Origin of the sequence: Chitiniphilus shinanonensis DSM 23277, assembly GCF_000374805.1 — a bacterium.
Classification (GTDB): domain Bacteria; phylum Pseudomonadota; class Gammaproteobacteria; order Burkholderiales; family Chitinibacteraceae; genus Chitiniphilus; species Chitiniphilus shinanonensis.
The window spans coordinates 354,238-371,894 of record NZ_KB895335.1 but is presented as its reverse complement, the minus strand read 5'-3'; the positions used below and the strand labels follow the sequence as shown (position 1 = coordinate 371,894).

Annotated in this window: 16 protein-coding genes and 1 rRNA gene; 10 read left to right on the top strand and 7 right to left on the bottom strand. The window is 62.3% G+C overall.

What is annotated here, in order from left to right; translation table 11 throughout:
- Nucleotides 1–69: 69 nt before the first annotated feature.
- Nucleotides 70–182: ribosomal RNA gene (gene rrf, locus C556_RS0103645) — 5S ribosomal RNA — on the top strand.
- Nucleotides 183–379: 197 nt separating this feature from the next.
- On the opposite strand, the gene C556_RS22090 is transcribed toward rrf, so the two are convergent.
- The 4 genes from C556_RS22090 to C556_RS0103625 form a co-directional block, all read right to left on the bottom strand.
- The gene (locus C556_RS22090) at nt 380–1,834 is read right to left on the bottom strand and encodes a bifunctional ADP-dependent NAD(P)H-hydrate dehydratase/NAD(P)H-hydrate epimerase (protein ID WP_026262780.1); all 1,455 of its coding nucleotides are present in this window, start codon (nt 1,832–1,834) and stop codon (nt 380–382) included.
- A gap of 3 nt (nt 1,835–1,837) precedes the next feature.
- The gene (locus C556_RS0103635) at nt 1,838–2,575 is read right to left on the bottom strand and encodes a flagellar brake protein (protein ID WP_018746871.1); all 738 of its coding nucleotides are present in this window, start codon (nt 2,573–2,575) and stop codon (nt 1,838–1,840) included.
- Nucleotides 2,576–2,592: 17 nt separating this feature from the next.
- The gene (locus C556_RS0103630) at nt 2,593–3,195 is read right to left on the bottom strand and encodes a nucleotidyltransferase family protein (protein ID WP_018746870.1); all 603 of its coding nucleotides are present in this window, start codon (nt 3,193–3,195) and stop codon (nt 2,593–2,595) included.
- A gap of 149 nt (nt 3,196–3,344) precedes the next feature.
- Complete coding sequence (locus C556_RS0103625) at nt 3,345–5,651, bottom strand: penicillin-binding protein 1A (protein ID WP_026262779.1); 2,307 nt, start codon at nt 5,649–5,651, stop codon at nt 3,345–3,347.
- 172 nt (nt 5,652–5,823) lie between these two features.
- On the opposite strand from C556_RS0103625, the gene C556_RS0103620 reads away from it, so the two are divergent.
- Genes C556_RS0103620 through aroB form a run of 7 tightly spaced genes read left to right on the top strand, consistent with a single transcriptional unit; the run spans nt 5,824 to nt 12,402 of the window.
- A complete protein-coding gene (locus C556_RS0103620) occupies nt 5,824–6,897 on the top strand; it encodes a pilus assembly protein PilM (protein WP_018746868.1) in 1,074 nt (357 codons plus the stop codon).
- The gene (locus tag C556_RS0103615; RefSeq protein ID WP_026262778.1) at nt 6,894–7,490 is read left to right on the top strand and encodes a PilN domain-containing protein; all 597 of its coding nucleotides are present in this window, start codon (nt 6,894–6,896) and stop codon (nt 7,488–7,490) included. The genes C556_RS0103620 and C556_RS0103615 overlap by 4 nt, the downstream gene beginning before the upstream one ends.
- A gap of 3 nt (nt 7,491–7,493) precedes the next feature.
- On the top strand, nt 7,494–8,129 hold the full coding sequence (locus tag C556_RS0103610; RefSeq protein ID WP_018746866.1) for a type IV pilus inner membrane component PilO: 636 nt from the start codon (nt 7,494–7,496) through the stop codon (nt 8,127–8,129).
- Nucleotides 8,130–8,167: 38 nt separating this feature from the next.
- On the top strand, nt 8,168–8,692 hold the full coding sequence (locus C556_RS0103605; protein WP_018746865.1) for a pilus assembly protein PilP: 525 nt from the start codon (nt 8,168–8,170) through the stop codon (nt 8,690–8,692).
- Nucleotides 8,689–10,752: a type IV pilus secretin PilQ gene (locus C556_RS0103600; RefSeq protein ID WP_018746864.1), complete on the top strand. Its 2,064-nt coding sequence runs from the start codon at nt 8,689–8,691 to the stop codon at nt 10,750–10,752. Before C556_RS0103605 ends, C556_RS0103600 begins: the two co-directional genes overlap by 4 nt.
- Before the next feature lie 44 nt (nt 10,753–10,796).
- A complete protein-coding gene (locus C556_RS0103595; protein ID WP_018746863.1) occupies nt 10,797–11,342 on the top strand; it encodes a shikimate kinase in 546 nt (181 codons plus the stop codon).
- Nucleotides 11,323–12,402 carry a 3-dehydroquinate synthase gene (aroB, locus tag C556_RS0103590; protein ID WP_018746862.1) on the top strand — a complete coding sequence of 360 codons (1,080 nt, stop codon included), beginning with the start codon at nt 11,323–11,325 and terminating at the stop codon, nt 12,400–12,402. The genes C556_RS0103595 and aroB overlap by 20 nt, the downstream gene beginning before the upstream one ends.
- Nucleotides 12,403–12,445: 43 nt before the next feature.
- Here the strand turns inward: aroB and C556_RS19185 are convergent, their stop codons facing one another.
- On the bottom strand, nt 12,446–13,696 hold the full coding sequence (locus tag C556_RS19185) for a YihY family inner membrane protein (RefSeq protein ID WP_169338589.1): 1,251 nt from the start codon (nt 13,694–13,696) through the stop codon (nt 12,446–12,448).
- A gap of 91 nt (nt 13,697–13,787) precedes the next feature.
- Here C556_RS19185 and wrbA point away from each other — a divergent pair, with 91 nt between their 5' ends.
- On the top strand, nt 13,788–14,387 hold the full coding sequence (wrbA, locus tag C556_RS0103580; RefSeq protein WP_018746860.1) for an NAD(P)H:quinone oxidoreductase: 600 nt from the start codon (nt 13,788–13,790) through the stop codon (nt 14,385–14,387).
- A complete protein-coding gene (locus tag C556_RS0103575) occupies nt 14,384–14,761 on the top strand; it encodes a DUF2069 domain-containing protein (RefSeq protein WP_018746859.1) in 378 nt (125 codons plus the stop codon). The genes wrbA and C556_RS0103575 overlap by 4 nt, the downstream gene beginning before the upstream one ends.
- Before the next feature lie 182 nt (nt 14,762–14,943).
- Here the strand turns inward: C556_RS0103575 and C556_RS0103570 are convergent, their stop codons facing one another.
- Together C556_RS0103570 and pssA are read right to left on the bottom strand one after the other, a co-directional pair.
- On the bottom strand, nt 14,944–16,740 hold the full coding sequence (locus C556_RS0103570; RefSeq protein WP_018746858.1) for a 2-isopropylmalate synthase: 1,797 nt from the start codon (nt 16,738–16,740) through the stop codon (nt 14,944–14,946).
- A 113-nt stretch (nt 16,741–16,853) separates the two neighbouring features.
- On the bottom strand, nt 16,854–17,621 hold the full coding sequence (gene pssA / locus C556_RS0103565; protein WP_018746857.1) for a CDP-diacylglycerol--serine O-phosphatidyltransferase: 768 nt from the start codon (nt 17,619–17,621) through the stop codon (nt 16,854–16,856).
- Between the last annotated feature and the right edge of the window lie 36 nt (nt 17,622–17,657).

Sequence of the window (17,657 nt, the reverse complement as noted above, 5' to 3'; positions counted from 1 at the left end):
CTGAGTAGTATTGCTTCTTCTATCGAATTGCGAGTTGTGACGAAGTACAGTCGTGACTCCAGAGTTACGTCTGGCGACCATAGCGAGTTGGCCCCACGCCTTCCCATCCCGAACAGGACCGTGAAACGACTTAGCGCCGATGATAGTGCGGATTCCCGTGTGAAAGTAGGTCATCGCCAGGCTCTTATGCGAAACCCCCGAGACCCAAAAGGCTCGGGGGTTTTACTTTAGGGGGGTCGGAACAGATCAGCGGCGGGGCAGGGCCGTTGTCTGCCTTCCTCGCGCCTCTTCAGCCCTCTCGCCATATCCCTTCCTCACTTCAGGACTCACCCCAGAATGTCCTGTGGTTTGAAGTGCGCGATGCGACGTAACGCGGTTCCTATTTCCGCCGTGATATGCGGTTCAGCTGTTCTCGCAATAGCGGGATTGTTTCCGAGGCCGTCAGACCCGATCCTTGAATATGCTGACGTCGCCAAGCATCGGCCGCAGCGCCATGTGCATAGGCGGCTAATTGAGCGGCAACCAGCTCGGGTGTACCTTGAGCGACCAAGGCTGCGATCACACCCGTCAAGACATCCCCCTGACCGCCGCTGGCCAACGCACCGTTGCCGCTGCCGTTGAGCGAGGGCACGGAACCTGGGGCTGCGCAGATGGTTCCGGCGCCCTTGAGCAATACAGCGCATTGAAACTGGTTTGCTAGCTGCATGGCAGTGCCAAGCCGATCGCTTTGCACATCGCTGGTGGTTATTCCCAGGAGTCGTGCGGCTTCCGCAGGATGGGGCGTCAACACAGTGGGCATCTGCCGTGCGGCCAGGGCCTGTTTGAGTGCCGTATCCGCTGCGATCAGGTTGAGCCCATCGGCATCGATGACCAGAGGTATTTCCAACTCGAGCGCCCAGGCCAAGGCATTGCTGCCTTGCTCGCTGGTTCCCAAGCCAGGACCAATCGCTAGAACGTCCAGTGATAGCGCGGGGAAGCGGTCGGGTGAATGCAGCATCAGTTCCGGCTGCATGGGGTCGACAGATAAGGTTGGATCAAGCAGGCCCACATAGACTTTCCCCGCGCCGCTGTATAGCGCGGCGCGGCCCGCCAGAAGTGCCGCGCCGGTCATCCCTTGCGCCCCACCCAGGACACCAACCGAGCCATAAGTGCCTTTATGGGAATCATGTGGGCGCGACTGCAATGAATCGGGCAACTCATCGATCAGCCAAGCGTCCGCCGAATAGACTTCAATTAGTGGCAGCCCCAGATCGAATGTGGACACGCTCCCCGCATGATCCAGCCCCTGCGCGGTATGCAGACCTGGTTTGTCGCCAAGGAAGCTGAGTGTATGAGTGGCGTGGACAGCGGCGGCATTGGCCACGCCCGAATCACCATTCAGTCCGCTGGGCAGGTCCAGTGCGATGATCGGACCTTGATGCCGGTTGATGGCGGTAATCCAGTCCGAGGCTTCCGTACTGCCCACGCTGGGTTGGCCGATTCCGAACAGCCCGTCGACGATCAGTCCATCCACCGTGGTGGGGGGGTGCTCGAGGAGCGTTCCATCCGTATCCAGTATCGCTTGTCGTGCGACCCGGTTTTCCTCGCTCAGGCGTCGGCTGGGGAACGCATGGACACAAACCTGCCAGCCTGCATCGATCAAATATCGCGCACAGACCAAAGCGTCCCCGCCGTTGTTGCCTGGACCGACCACCACGGCAATGGGCTGACGTTCGAAATTGCTTTGTATCCATTGCGCAGCAGCATGGCCCGCGCGTTGCATCAACGAAGGGATTGCGCCGCTGTTTTCCTGTTCGATGCGCCGTAATGTGGACGAGAAATACAATGGCGTCATGAGCTAGTCCTCGCGTTCCAACCGCCGGCGCTCCAGTTGCGCGAGGTAGCGCTGCACCTTTTGTTGATCCGGGCGTGACAACCCAACGAACTGGCACCCGTAGTGAATGAGATGAGCGCCTGAGCGCTGTTCGGTCTCCTGGGCATCTTCGACCTGCAGATCGGTTTCGATGACCCCGAAGCCCGGCAATTGGAAGCGGCAATCGAATAAGGTCTGCCCCACGAGTACCGGTAACGGCACATGAGAGGACAGGCCCAGTCCGCCGGCGCTCAGGTCCGCGATCAGTGCATTGAGCCGCGTATCCTCGGATACGGAAAACTCGCAGATCACTGAAGGCGTGAGTGGCAGAGTCAGGCGGAAGTGTTGCCGACGCTGCATCGAGATCATCTGGGACGGGCGCGGGCCGCCGATGGCTGGAGCTTGCTGAAACTGGCTGTGCCTCAGCGGCATGCAATCGAATTGATGTTTCACCCCCCGGACCTGCGCCACGCAACTGGCACCCTGCTTGAACAACAGCTCGGCGACGGCGCGGTCGGCAGGCATATCCAGTGTCAGTTCGTGTTCGTCGAAGTCGAGTAGCGCGCAGATGGCGAAGGGTTCGCGCCGACCGATGGGGTACAGACAGAGGATTTCCCCATGCCGCAGCAAACGGTTCAGCAAGTGCTCGATATGGATCTGGTCGGTGACGAGATACGGTTGCGGGTTGCTGAGATGAATGGGGGTGAGGCTAGGATGCTGCATGACGAGTCACTGCCGTATCAGCCCACAGGCATGGCGGCCGGTTGTTCGAGTAACTGTTCGACCTGATCCAGCTTGGCCCGCTCGTGCTTGGGCCCCTGGCGTTCCGCGTTCCGCGGTCGGACGTGCAATTTGACGGCGGTCCCGTCGAACCAGAAGCCCAGGGTTGGGTGATCGGCGAAGCGGGCGGTGCTGGGCGGATCGATATGCTGATAGTCGATGCGCTGGTTCAGCAGGAACAGCTCGACGCTCTTGGGATCATCAAGGAACAACAGGAGATTGATGTCGGAATGCTCTCCCGCCACGCCGGACAACACCGACCCGGTGAGATAAGGCTGGAAGCGGTCCAATAGGCGCATCACGCTGATCGCCTTGCTGCGCAGTTGCTGCAGGAGATCGCCGTGGCTGGGATCGTAGATCGCCCGGTAGTCCTGCAGCGCTTCTTCGACCTCCTGATTCGATGGCAGATTCCTGCTGTCCAGGTGTCCGAGCTGCCGGGCCGCCTTCTTCTTGGCCAGCGCGAAATCGTGGATATGGTCCTGGGCGATGAGGCGGGCGGCGCGGTGTGCGATTTCCAGGCGTAGGCCCGCTGCGTTGCGTTCGGTGAAGTGCGCTTTGCCCATGGGTGTCCCCTTGTGGAGCTGCCAGTTGTTGACTTGACCGAAACGGGAAGTGGCCGGCTTGAGGCCCGACCACTTCCTGTCGCATGCAGGCGGACTCCGCTGGCGCTGCGACAGCTACCTCTAGACTACTCGCAAATTGTGAGCCCGGTTTAGAACAGTTGCTCCTTGATTTCCTCCAGCGGCTGCGTTGCGGCATTGCCGCTACCCAGACCGAGTTCGGGATTGGTCTCCTGGAACTCGGCGTAGAAATACTCGTTGCGCTGACCACGCTCGGTCTGGATCGTCTGCGTCACAATACCCTCTGGCACTTGCAGGGTGGATTCGGGTGCGTTCTTCAATGCGGCACCCATGTAATCGATCCACATCGGCAGCGCAGCCGCACCACCGGTCTCGGTCCCACCCAACGAACGCGGTTGATCGAAGCCGACCCACACGACCGCAACCAGGTGCGGCGAGAAGCCAGCGAACCAAGCATCGTGCGCATCGTTGGTCGTGCCTGTCTTGCCCGCCAAGTCCTGCCGTCCCAGTACACGGGCTTTGGCGGCGGTACCGAAGCGGACGACATCCTGCATCATGCTGGTCATCACGAAAGCATTGCGTGCGGATAGTGTGCGCTTGGCGTTTTGCCCAGCAACCTCGGGCTGCATTTTCGCCAGCAGTTGTCCGCGGTCGCTCTCGATGCGATCGATGAAATAAGAGGGAACGCGGTAGCCGGTGTTGGCGAATACCGAATAGCCCTCCGCCATCTGCATGGGCGTCACGCTGCCCGCGCCCAGCGCCATGGTCAGATAGGCCGGGTGATTCTTGGGGGGAAAGCCGAAGCGGGTGATGAACTGCTGGGTGTACTGCGGCCCGACAGCCTGGAGGATGCGAATGGACACCAGGTTCTTAGAACGGGTCAGCGCATCGCGCACCGTCATCATGCCCGCGTAACGACCGTCGTAGTTCTTCGGTTCCCAACGCTGTCCGCCGATCTCCTGCGGATCGATAACCAGCGGTGCATCGTTGATCAGGGTGGCCGGCGTCACGCCCCGCTCAATGGCAGAGGAGTAGACGAAGGGCTTGAAGCTGGAGCCCGGTTGGCGCCAGGCCTGCGTCACGTGATTGAAATGGTTGCGATTGAAGTCGAAGCCACCGACCAGCGCCTTGATGGCCCCGTTCTGAGGATCCATCGAGACCAGTGCGCCTTCGACTTGCGGCAACTGGGCGATCTGCCATCCTTTCTCGCCCAGGCGTACGCGGATCAACGCCCCCGGCCGGATTCGTGAGGTTTGCGGCGCCTTATCCGAAAGGGCGAAGCGGGCGAAGCGCAGGCCATCTTCTTCGACCTTGATTTCCTCGCCGCTCTTCAACTGTGCGACGACTTGTTTGCCGCTGGCCTGGCGCACCACCGCCAAGCGAAATTCGCCAGCATCCTCGATGCCTTCCAGGGCATCAATCAGTTGCTCTTCCTTTCCCGGTTGTAAGAGCGATACATCGAGGAAGCCCTCTGGACCGCGGTATCCATGACGTGCGTCGTAAACCATCAGTCCTTTACGCAAGGCGTCATATGCGGCTGTCTGCTGTTGGCTGTCGAGTGTCGTGTAGACCTTGAAACCTTGGGTGTACGCGGCATCCTTGTAGCGCTCGATCATCATCTGCCGGACCATCTCGGCAACGTATTCCGCGTGCACCGGGAATGCGGCGTTGGCGGCACGCTTGGTTTGAGGTTTTTCCTCGAGGGCTTGGCGATACTGTTCGTCGGTAATAAAGCGAAGTTCATGCATGCGGCGCAGCACATAACGCTGCCGCTGGCCGGCACGGGTGGGGTTGGCGATCGGATTGTAGGCTGAGGGGGCTTTGGGGAGGCCTGCAAGCATTGCGGTTTCGGCAATGGTAAGCGACTCGAGCGGTTTGCCGTAATACGTTTGCGCGGCAGTTGCAAAACCATAGGCACGTTGCCCGAGATATATCTGGTTGATGTACAGCTCGAGAATCTGGTCTTTGGAAAGATTGTGCTCAATCTTGAAGGACAGCAAAGCCTCGTTGAATTTCCGCGTAAATGTCTTTTCGTTGGATAGATAAAAATTGCGCGCCACCTGCATGGTGATGGTGCTCGCGCCAGATTGAGAATGCCCGGAAAGGACGTTGCCAAGCATGGCCCGAAGGACGCCGATGTAGTCGACGCCGCCATGACTGTAGAAGCGCTCGTCTTCGGCAGCCAGCAATGCTTGTTTCATGGCGGCTGGCACTTTGTCGATGGGGACGAATGCGCGTCGTTCCTCGCCGAATTCTCCAATCAGCACGTTGTCGGCGGTGTATACGCGCAACGGGATTTTTGGGCGGTAGTCGGTTAACGCTTCCAGGGAGGGAAGTCGAGGGTAGGTCAGCAGAACGGCGAAAAACAGCAGACCGGCGGCGAATATTGCGATACCCGCGAGGATGCCTGCCGTGATCAGAACGATTCGTCGAGTCATGATCAATTGGATATTGGTTTGCGTTGGGCGTAATTTACGCGAATCCAGCCCTGTTGCAAAAAACTGATGCTTTCGCTAGCTTGCTTTACAGGGGGCTCGCGGCGCTGCTAGCATTTTTGAGGCTGCGCCGCAGTGAAATAATCTAGTTTCCTATTTATAAAGGAAATTTCTTTTGAATCTCGACTTTCTCAAGCCCAAGGCGCCGCCATTGATAGGCGTGGATATCAGCTCGTCGGCCGTGAAGATGGTCGAACTTGGGCTGGTGGGACGCAACTACAGCCTTGAGCGTTATGCCATCGAGCCCTTGCCCAAGGATGCGGTTTCCGACGGCAATGTTTCCAACCCCGACGCCGTCAGCGAAGCGATGCGTCGCGCCTGGCGCCAGCTCGGCTCACGTGTCAAGAATGTTTCCATCGCGCTGCCTGCCGCAGCGGTGATCACCAAGAAAATCCTGGTTCCCGCCGGCCTGCCCGAGCGCGATCTCGAAATGCAGGTCGAGACCGAAGCCAACCAATATATTCCGTTCTCCCTCGATGAAGTGAACCTCGACTTCCAGGTGCTCGGACCCTCGCCGGCGGTACCGGAAGAAGAGGAAGTGCTGATCGCCGCCGCCAAGAAGGAAAAGGTCGACGAGCGTGTGGCGGTGGTCGAGGCTGCCGGGCTGAAGGCATCGGTGGTCGACGTGGAGTTGTATGCCACACAAGCCGCTTTCGAGTTGATGCGCCCGCAACTGCCCGGCCGTGGCGAAAACCAGATCGTCGCCGTGGTCGACATCGGTTCCACGGCCATGCATATGAATATCTTCAAGGACGGTCAATCGATCTACAGCCGCGATCAGGCTTACGCCGGCAACCAGTTGACCCAGGAAATCCAGCGCAAGTTCAACATGTCGTTCGAAGAAGCCGAGCAGGCCAAGAAGAGTGGCGGCCTGCCCGAGAACTACGAGCCGGAGGTGCTTCAGCCCTTCATCGACACGCTGGCCCTGGAAATTTCGCGGTCCCTCCAATTCTTCTATACGTCGAGCAACTACAACTCGGTCGACCACATCCTGCTGGCTGGCGGTTGCAGCGCCATCCATGGACTGGATGAAGCCGTCGCCAGTCGTACCCAGGTCGCCAGCGCCATGCGGGCCAACCCGTTCTATGGCATGGCCACGGGCAAGCAGCGTGGCAAGCAGATCCAGCTCGATGCCCCCAGTTTGTTGATAGCCTGCGGACTCGCGATGCGGAGGTTTGACCCCTCATGATCAGGATTAACCTCTTACCGCACCGCGAACAGAAGCGGGCGGCGCGACAGCGTCGTTATCTGATCGTTCTTGGCCTGACCTTGCTGGCTGCGCTCGGGGTGTTGACCGCGGGTTACCTCGTGCTGGAAGCCCGCATCACCACTCAGAACGACCGCAACCAGTTCCTGGAGGCGGAAAACAAGAAGCTCGACGCCGAGATCGCCGAGATCGAACGGCTGAAGGCCGAGAAGGATGCCCTGCTGGCGCGCAAGCTGGTGGTCGAACGGCTGCAGGTGAACCGCGCCGAGGCCGTGAAGATCATGGATCAACTGGTCCGCCAGACCCCTGAGGGCATTTACCTCAAGGGTATCAAGCAGACCGGCGACAAGCTGACCTTGCAGGGCTACGCGCAGTCGAACGCCCGTGTCTCGACCTTGATGCGTAACCTGAACGATTCGGAGATCTTCGAGCAGCCGTTGCTGATCGAAGTAAAGGCCGCTCAGGTCGGAAACCAGCGCTTGTCCGAGTTCACCTTGGACATCAAGGTCAGCCGTGGCGCGTCAGGTGATGACGCGGCCAGCGCGCCCGCCAACGCAAAAAAGAAGAAGGGGTAAGCCATGACGCTTGATGAATTGCGCGCGCTTGACCCCAAGGACATCGGCAACTGGCCGGCAGCTGCGCAGTTGGGGGTGTTGGTCATCCTGTTTGTTGCAGTGATCGCCGGGGGGTACTTCTACGTCTGGAACGACCAGCTCACCGCGCTGAACGATGGCAAGGTGCGGGAGGAGCAGCTCAAGCAGGAATTCCTGGACAAGAAGCGCAAGGCGGTCAACCTCGACGCCTATCGCCAGCAGTTGCTCGAAATCCAGCAATCCTTCGGCGCACTGCTCAAGAAGCTACCCAACAAGTCCGAAATGGAAACGCTGCTGACCGAGATCAACCAGGCGGGCGTCGGTCGTGGTCTGTTGTTCGAGCTGTTCAAGCCTGGCACCGAAACCAAGACCGCCGAGTTTGCGGAACTGCCGATCAGCATCCGTATCGCCGGCAGCTACCACGACCTGGCGGCGTTCGTCAGCGACGTGGCCAAGCTGTCGCGCATCGTGACCTTGAGCGACATCCAGTTGGGGGCCGGCAAGGACCCCGGCACATTGGTGATGCAAGCGACCGCGAAAACCTATCGCTCCCTGGACGACGCCGAAGTGCAGGCGATCCGGCAATCCGAAGCTGAAGCGAAGAAGAAGAAACGGCGATGAGCACACGAAATCCGAAACAGCCTTCGAGGGGATGCGTCATGACGCGTTGGCTGCTGTTGTTGGGGGTGTCGCTGCTGCTGGCCGGTTGTTTCGGCGAGGAGCATGGCGACCTCAAGGAATGGATGCGCGAGAACAGCGAAGGGTTGCGTGGCCGGATCGATCCCGCGCCCGAGGTCAAGACGGTCGAGCCGACCATCTATGACGCCTTCGCTTTGCCCGACCCGTTCAGCGTCGCCAAGATGGAACTGGCGAAGAAGGGCGGGGGCAGTGGCATTGCGCCCAATACCAATCGTCCCAAGGAAGTGCTGGAAGGCTTCGATCTGGAGAAGCTGCGCATGGTCGGCACCATCCAGCAGGGCAAGCAGATCCAGGCGCTGATCAGCGCGCCTGATCGCAACCTGTACCGGGTCAAGGTCGGCAACTACATGGGGCAGAATTTCGGCATGGTGGTTTCCATCAACGAGACCGAGGTCAAGTTGAAGGAGATCGTCGAAGATAGCAGCGGGGATTGGGTGGAACGCGAAACAGCCCTCACTCTGGACGAAGCGGAGCAGAAGAAATGAAAAAGTTGTCCATCCTGCAACAAGGCTGGCTGGCCTGCGGCGCCCTCGTAGCGTTGCTGTGCTCGGCAGCTCAGGCCAGCGACATCACCAGTGTGGATGTCAGCACCATCTCCAATGAGAAGCAGGTGGTGAAGATCGCCTTCGACGGCCCGGTGCCTCAGCCGACCAGCTTCTCGGTCAGTACACCGCCGCGCGTCGCCTTCGATTTCCCGGGGGCCAGCAACAAGGCGGGCAAGAGCAGTGTGCAGGTCAATGGCGCAGCACTGCGTCTGATCAACATCGCCGAAGGCACCGGTCGCACCCGTCTGGTGTTCAACCTGAACAAGCAGGCCGCCTACGACACCAAGGTCGAAGGCAATACCTACCTCGTGACCATCGACGGCTCCTCGCCGGCGGTGGCTGCCAAGTCCGAGACCACCCACTTCGCACAACCGTCGCCGTCGGCCGCCGCCGCGGACGAAGGGCTGCGTGAGATCGACTTCCGTCGCGGCGTCAGTGGTGAAGGCAAGGTCATGATCGACCTCTCCAGCCCCAACGTCGGCATCGACATCCGTCAGCAGGGCCGGACGCTGGTGGTGGACTTCCTGAAGGCTGCACTGCCCGACCGCCTGCAACGCCGCATGGACGTCGGCGACTTCGGCACCCCGGTGCAGAAGGTCGACACCTATCGCCAGGGCAACAACGTGCGCATGGTGATCGAGCCGGCCGGCAACTGGGAATACTCGGCCTACCAGACCGAGAACCGCTTCATCATCGAAGTGCGCAAGGCGGACGAGGATTCCAAGTCCATCTCGGCGCTGCGCCCCAACTACAAGGGCGAGAAGCTCTCGCTCAACTTCCAGAACGTCGAGATCCGTACCGTCCTGCAAGTGATCGCGGAATTCACCGGCCTGAACATCATCACCAGCGACACCGTGTCGGGCAACCTCACGCTGCGGCTGAAGGACGTGCCGTGGGATCAGGCGCTGGACATCATCCTGCAGGCCAAGGGCCTGGATCAGCGTCGCTCCGGCAATGTGCTGTGGGTCGCCCCGCGTGACGAACTGGCCGCCAAGGAAAAGCAGGAACTGGAGGCCAAGAAGCAGATCTCCGATCTGGAGCCGACGCGTACCGAGATGTTCCAGCTCAAGTACCAGAAGGCCGAGGACTTCAAGAAGATCCTGACCGACGACAAGCAGCGAATCCTGTCGCAGCGCGGCAGCGTGGTCATCGACCCGCGTACCAACATCCTGATCGTGCAGGATGTGCCGTCCAAGCTCGATCAATTGCGCGACATCATCACCAAGACCGACATCGCTGTGCGTCAAGTGTTGATCGAGGCCCGGATCGTCGAAGCGCGCGACGGCTTCTCCCGCGACCTCGGTGCCCGTCTGAGCTGGGCGGCGACCGGTCATGTCGGCAACACCAACGTCTCCTCGTGGCCGACGCTGGCCGGTACTACGGTGGAAAACGGTGTGCCGACCATGGGCGATACCCTTCCGTTCAACGTGAACCTGCCGGTCGCGGGCAACCCGGGCACCCTGGCGCTGATCGCGGCGAACGCCAACTGGCTGCTGGGCCTGGAAATCAACGCGCTGGAAGCCGACAACCAGGCCAAGATCATCTCCAGCCCGCGCCTGGTGACTGCTGATCAGACCGAAGCCATCATCGAGGACGGTACCGAGATCCCCTACGCGGAATCGTCGCCGAACGGCGCCACCTCGATCTCATTCAAGAAGGCCACGCTGTCGCTGAAGGTGACGCCGCAGATCACCCCGGACGGCAACGTCATCATGGACGTGAAGGTCAACAAGGACAGCCGTGGCGAAAGCACACTGGCCGGCCCGGCGATCGACACCAAGCAGATCACCACCAAGGTGCTGGTCGAGAATGGTGGCACCATCGTGATCGGCGGCATCTATACGCAGGATCTGCGTACCGAGGTGCAGAAGGTGCCGTTGCTCGGTGACATGCCGGTGCTGGGCAACCTGTTCAAGAACACCCACAAGAACGACGAAAAGCGCGAACTGCTGATTTTCATCACCCCGAAGATCATCTCGTCCGAAGTGACGCTGCGCTGAGACGAAAGGAGCGCCGGCCCTGAGGGGCCGGCTTTCCGGGTAAAATGCCTGGCATGAAACTGCCAGGCAATTTTTTTCTGGTCGGCATGATGGGTGCCGGCAAAACCACGGTGGGGCGGGCGCTGGCCAAGGCCACGGGCAAGCAGTTCCACGATTCGGATCACGAGATCGAAGCGCGCACCGGCGTGCGGGTCCCGATCATTTTCGAACTGGAAGGCGAAGCCGGCTTCCGCGCCCGCGAGGCAGCGATGATCGCCGAACTGGCCGAGCAGCAGGACGTGGTGCTGGCCACCGGCGGCGGCGCGGTGCTGGATCCGGCGAATCGGGCCGTGTTGCGCCGCTATGGCTATGTGATCTACCTGCGCGCCAGCGTCGACGATCTGTACCAGCGCACCGCGCACGACAAGAACCGGCCCCTGCTCCAGACGGCCAATCCCCGGGAGCGCATCCGCGAGCTGTTCGAGGTGCGCGATCCGCTTTACCGCGACGTGGCCGACCTGGTGATCGATACCAGCCGCCAATCCGTCCAGCAACTGACCCAGGCGCTTCTCGCCAAACTCGAGCAACTCCATGCGAACCGTCAAGCTTGACCTCGACCACGCTCCCTACGACATCCTGATCGCGCGCGACCTGCTGACGCAGGTGTCGCACATCCTGCCGCTGCTGCCGCAAAAGCGCGTCGCCATCGTCACCAACGAAACCGTCGCGCCGTTGTACCTGGCGCCGTTGCAGCAGGCGCTGGAACAACAGGGTGTCAAGGTCGAGACGGTGATCCTGCCCGATGGCGAGGTATACAAGACCTGGGAAACGTTGAACCTGATCTTCGACGGCCTGCTGGCCGCACGGGTCGAACGCAAGACCACGCTGATCGCGCTGGGTGGTGGCGTGATCGGCGATATGACCGGCTTTGCCGCCGCGGTCTACCAGCGCGGCGTGCCCTTCATCCAGATCCCGACCACTTTGCTGGCGCAGGTCGATTCGTCGGTCGGCGGCAAGACGGCGATCAACCACCCGCTGGGCAAGAACATGATCGGTGCGTTTTACCAGCCTCGGCTGGTGCTGGCGGATCTGGCGACGCTCGATACCTTGCCGCCGCGCGAGTTCTCGGCCGGCATGGCCGAAGTGATCAAGTACGGCCTGATCGACGACCTGCCGTTCTTCGAGTGGCTGGAGGCCAATATCGACGGGTTGATGGCGCGCGATACCGATTCCCTGGCCTATGCCGTCGAGCGCTGCTGCCAGAACAAAGCGCGCATCGTCGCTGCCGACGAAAAGGAAAACGGTCAGCGCGCCCTGCTCAACCTGGGTCACACCTTCGGCCACGCCATCGAGTCCGGTCTCGGCTATGGCGAATGGCTGCATGGCGAGGCGGTCGCGGCCGGCATGGTATTGGCCGCGCTGGCGTCCCGCGAGCTGGGCAACGTGAGCGACGCCGACATCGCGCGGATCAAGGCGCTGCTGCAACGCGCCGGCCTGCCGGTGGTGGCGCCGGTGCTCGGCAACGAGCGTTACCTCAGCCTGATGGCGCAGGACAAGAAGGTCGATGCCGGCACCATCAAGTTCATCCTGCTGCGTTGCCTGGGTGAGTCGTATATCGGCGAACTGGAGCGCGCCACCGTGGTGGCGGCGCTGGAGGCCGGCTGCGCCTGAAGTGGCCGTAGCCAGGAAAAAGCCACGCGATGCGTGGCTTTTTTCATGCCGGTTCGGCGGCATCCCTGGCTGAGCCGCCGGCAGGTGGCGACGGTTCGTCCAGGCGTGCCGCGTACTCGGCCAGCGTCTCGTCCAGCACCCCGACCATGCCCTGGATATGGCGGGTGACACCGCTTTCCACCGTGGCGGACAACGGTGTGACCACGGTTTCGAAGATGTCGACCAGCTTGATGCGGTCGATCGATCCCGCGAGCAGCCAGGCGCCGTCGCGCGTCGCTTCCACCCAGCCGCGATCGCTCATGATTTCCAGCAGCGAATGCGTGGCGTCGATGCCCAGGCCGACGCGGCGGCGCAGCGCATCGATATGCAGCACTTCGCCGTGCGCATGCGCCTGCGCCAACGTCATCAGGATGCGCACCGCCTGTTCAAAACGGGTGCCGTGGTGGCGTTCCCAGCGCCAGCCGTCGCCGTGCCAGTAGGACAGCGAAGCGGCCAGCACCGCTCCACCGAGCACGATCACCCAGCAGACGTACAACCACAGCAGGAAGATCGGGAACGCGGCGAACGCGCCGTAGACCAGTTGATAAGCCCCGAACTGCTTCACGTAGAGCCCGAACATCTTCTTCATCAGCTCCAGCAGCAAGGCCACCACCAGCGCCGCAGCCATGCCATGGCTGCGCGGCACGTAACAGTTGGGCACAGCGACGTACAGCAGCGTCAGCGACGCGAACATCAGCGACATCGGCCCCAGCTTGAGCAGCAGCGTTTCGGCGAACGGCGCGCTGTCGAGCAGCGAGCTTTGCTGGAACAGCCACGAGGTCAGCGACAGGCTGATACCGATCAGCAGCGGCCCCAGGGTGAGCGAAGCCCAATAGATCAGCGTGCGCGACAGCAGCTTGCGCGGCTTCTTCACGCCCCAGATCTCGTTGAAGGTCTTTTCGATGGTGAATACCAGCAGCAGCGCGGTGATGGCCAGGCCGATCATGCCCAGCGCGGTCAGGCGTTCGGCGTTGTCGGCGAATTGCCGCATGTACATGCCGACCACCCGGCCGCCGGTATCCGGCACCAGGTTGGACAGGATGAAACTGCGGAACTTGCCCGAATAGGACGAGAACATCGGAAACGCCGAGAACAGCGTCAGCGCGATGGTGAACAGCGGCACGATGGCCAGCAGCGTGGTGTAGGTGAGGCTGCCGGCGGTCTGCAGGCAGCGGTCCAGGACCAGGCGATGCCCGACGAAGCGGGAGAACCCGCCCATGCGGCGCCAGTAGTCCAGCGTCAGCAGCGGTTTCATCGACAATTTCTTCAGGAGCTGGGGCGAGGCCATGCGCGGTTCGGTCCGGATCGAAGCCCTTATAATAGCGGACCTGACAACGGTAAACGCCATGGCTGACATTCTTATTCTCTATTACTCCACCCACGGCGCCACGCGCCAACTGGCGCAGGCGATCGCCCGCGGCGTCGAATCCGTTCCGGGCTGCGTCGCGCGCTTGCGCACCGTGCCGCGTGTCTCCACGGTATGCGAAGCGACCGAGGCGGCGGTGCCCGACAGTGGCGCGCCCTACGTGGAGCCGGCCGACCTGCGCGAGTGTGTGGGTCTGGCACTGGGCAGCCCGACGCGCTTCGGCAACATGGCCGCACCGATGAAGTATTTCTGGGACAGCACCGTCAACGAGTGGCTGCAAGGTGCGCTGGCCGGCAAGCCGGCGTCGGTATTCACCAGCACCGGCAGCATGCACGGCGGCAACGAGACCACGCTGCTGACGATGATGCTGCCGCTGCTGCATCACGGCATGGTCATCGTCGGTATGCCATTCACCGAGGCCGCGCTGTCCACCACCCAGTCCGGCGGCACGCCCTACGGGCCCTCGCACGTGGCCGGGCCGGAGTCCCGCCTGCCGGTGACCGAGGTCGAAAAGCAGTTGGCGATGGCGCAAGGCCGTCGGCTGGCGGAGATCGCCCTGCGGCTGGAGGGACAACGATGAGCGCGTCGCTGGCAATCTGGCGCGGCCGCGTGCAATGGGGCGCCATTCTCGGCCTGATCGCGTTGATCGCGCTGTGTCTGGCGTGGGAGCTGTGGTGGGCGCCGCTGCGCGCCGGCGGCTCGGTCTTGATGCTGAAGGCGGTGCCGCTGCTGTTGCCGCTGCCCGGATTGCTGAAAGGCCGCCGCTACACCTACCAGTGGTGCAGCATGTTCATCCTGCTCTGGTTCATCGAAGGCGTGATGCGGGGCTGGTCCGACAGCGGCATATCCCAGTGGCTGGCGCTGGGCGAGATCGCGTTGTCGGTGTGGATCTTCGTGATGGTGGTGCTGTACGCGCGCTGGACGCGGCCTTCGCTGGAACAGGCCACGCCATAACGAGAGGGGCACCGGTCAATCCTGGGCGCCGCGCGCGGGTAGCGCGCCTTGTCGGCTTGGTCGCGGCGCGGGTGGCGCCGACCCGGGCCCGTCATGGTGGCGACGGACCCGCCCGGTGGTGATGCACGGCCACGCCAGATACGCGCGGCGGAAATCGGCGCCGCCATGGGCGGCGCAAAGGGTCAGATCGCTTCGCCGACTTGCGGATTCATGCGGAAGGTCTTGCTGCTCAGCTTGTTCACCGCGGAGATATAGGCCTTGGCGCTGGCGACCAGGATGTCGGTGTCCGCGCCCTGGCCGTTGACCACGCGGCCACTCTTGGACAGTCGCACCGTCACTTCGCCCTGACTGTCGGTGCCTTCGGTGATGGCGTTCACCGAGTACAACAGCAGCTCAGCGCCGCTGTTCACCACCGATTCGATCGCCTTGAACGTGGCGTCCACCGGCCCGTCGCCGTCGGCCTCGGCGCGTTTCTCCGCGCCTTCCTCGGCCATCACCAGCGTCGCGGTCGGCACCTCGCCGGTTTCCGACACCACCTTCAGCGAGGTGAGGCGATAGGTTTCCTGCTCACCGGAGACCGACTCGTCCGACACCAGCGCGTGCAGGTCCTCGTCGAAGATCTCGCGCTTGCGGTCGGCCAACTCCTTGAAGCGGGCGAACGCGGCGTTGAGCGCCTCCTCGCTGTCGAGCACGATGCCCAGCGATGACAGCTTGGTCTTGAACGCGTTGCGGCCCGACAGCTTGCCCAGCGTGAGGCGATTGGCGCTCCAGCCCACCGATTCGGCACTCATGATCTCGTAGGTTTCGCGATGCTTGAGCACGCCGTCCTGATGGATGCCCGACTCGTGGGCGAAGGCGTTGGCGCCGACGATGGCCTTGTTCGGCTGCACCGGGTAGCCGGTGATGGTCGAGACCAGCTTGGAAGCAGGCACGATCTGCGTGGCATCGACGCGGGTCTCCACGCCGAAGATATCGTGGCGGGTCTTCACCGCCATCACGATCTCTTCCATCGCCGCGTTACCGGCGCGCTCGCCCAGGCCGTTGATGGTGCATTCGACCTGGCGCGCACCGCCGAGCACGGCCGCGAGCGAGTTGGCGACCGCCATGCCCAGGTCGTTATGGCAATGGGCGGACCAGATCACGCGGTCGCCGCCCGGGGTGCGGGCGATCAGTTCGCGGAAGAAGGCCTCGGTGCGCTGCGGCACGGCGTAGCCCACGGTGTCGGGCACGTTGATGGTGGTGGCGCCGGCCTTGATCACTTCGCCGAAGATGCGGGCGAGGAAGTCGATCTCGGAGCGCAATGCGTCCTCGGCCGAGAACTCGATGTCAGCGGTGTACTCGCCGGCGATCTTCACTGCGCGCACCGCGGCCTCGACCACCTCGTCCGGCGACATGCGCAACTTCTTCTCCATGTGGATCGGACTGGTGGCGATGAAGGTATGGATGCGGCCGCGCGCCGCCGGCTTGATGGCTTCGCCGGCCGCGCGCACGTCGCGCTCGTTGGCGCGGGCCAGAGAACAGATGGTGGATTCGCGTACCGCCTCGGCCACTGCGCGGATCGCGTCGGCGTCGCCCGGGCTGGCGGCGGCGAAGCCTGCCTCGATGATATCCACGCCCAGCTTTTCCAGCTGACGGGCAATGCGGATCTTCTCTTCGCGGGTCATCGAGGCGCCCGGCGACTGCTCGCCGTCACGCAAGGTGGTATCGAAAATGTAGAGGCGGTCGCCCATGGCGTTCACTCCGGGGGTGAGCGGCGCGGCGGCGCCGATGCGGTACGCGTGGATATTGAAATGCCGGCCGCTCGCCGCGGCCAATTGCGCGAGTTTGTCGATCTGGGAGAGCGGCAGGCTGCCGCGCTCGCGCCACTTGTAGATGGCGGCGCGGCTGACGGGATCATGGGGGAAGGCCTGATTCAATGCCTCGGTGAGTGCACCGGGGCCGCCGAAGTCGGCGATCAGCTTGTCGATGTCGAATTGCACGGGCCTCTCCTTGGCACAGACTGGTGCTCAGGATAGGCCCGTTTTGGACATAACGTCAACGATTTCGACAGGGGAGAAAGAAGAAACGCAGAAAGGGTTGGTGAGATTTTGGACTACATGTCCGATTTGACGGCTTTCTTGTGCCGATTCGCCCACTGCCAGCCCCAGTAGACATAGCCGGAGGCGGCGTAGCCGATGAAGAAGCAGAACAACACCAGCGCCGGGCGCGAGGCGCCGATCAGCAGCACCAGCGTGGCCACCAGCAGCGCGACGAAGGGCACCGTCTTGCGGGCGTGGAATTCCTTGAAGCTCCAGAACTTCACGTTGGACACCATGGTCAGCCCGGCGAACAGAGTGAAGAACAGCGCGATTTCCGGCAGCGCGCCGGCGATCAGCGACAGGTCCTCGGCATGTTCGATGCTGATCCACACCAGCCCGGCCACCAGCGCGGCGGCGGACGGCGAAGGCAGGCCCTGGAAGAAGCGCTTGTCGACCACTTCGATATTGGTATTGAAGCGTGCCAGCCGCAGCGCGGCGCCGGCGCAGTAGATGAACGCCACCATCCAGCCCAGCTTGCCGAAATCCTTCAGCGCCCATTCGTAGGCGATCAGCGCGGGCGCCACGCCGAACGACACCATGTCCGACAGGCTGTCGAACTCGGCGCCGAACGGCGACTGGGTATGGGTCAGGCGCGCCACGCGGCCGTCGAGGCCGTCCAGGATCATTGCGACGAAGATGGCCACCGCCGAGTGCTCGAAATGCCCGTTCATGGCCTGCACGATGGCGTAGAAGCCGGCAAACAGCGCGCCGAGGGTGAACAGGTTGGGCAGCAGGTAGATGCTTTGCCGCTTCAGATTCAACGGTCGCTTGATCGGGTGCATGGGGCGCTCTCGGTGGATGGGCCTGGAACGGGTTTC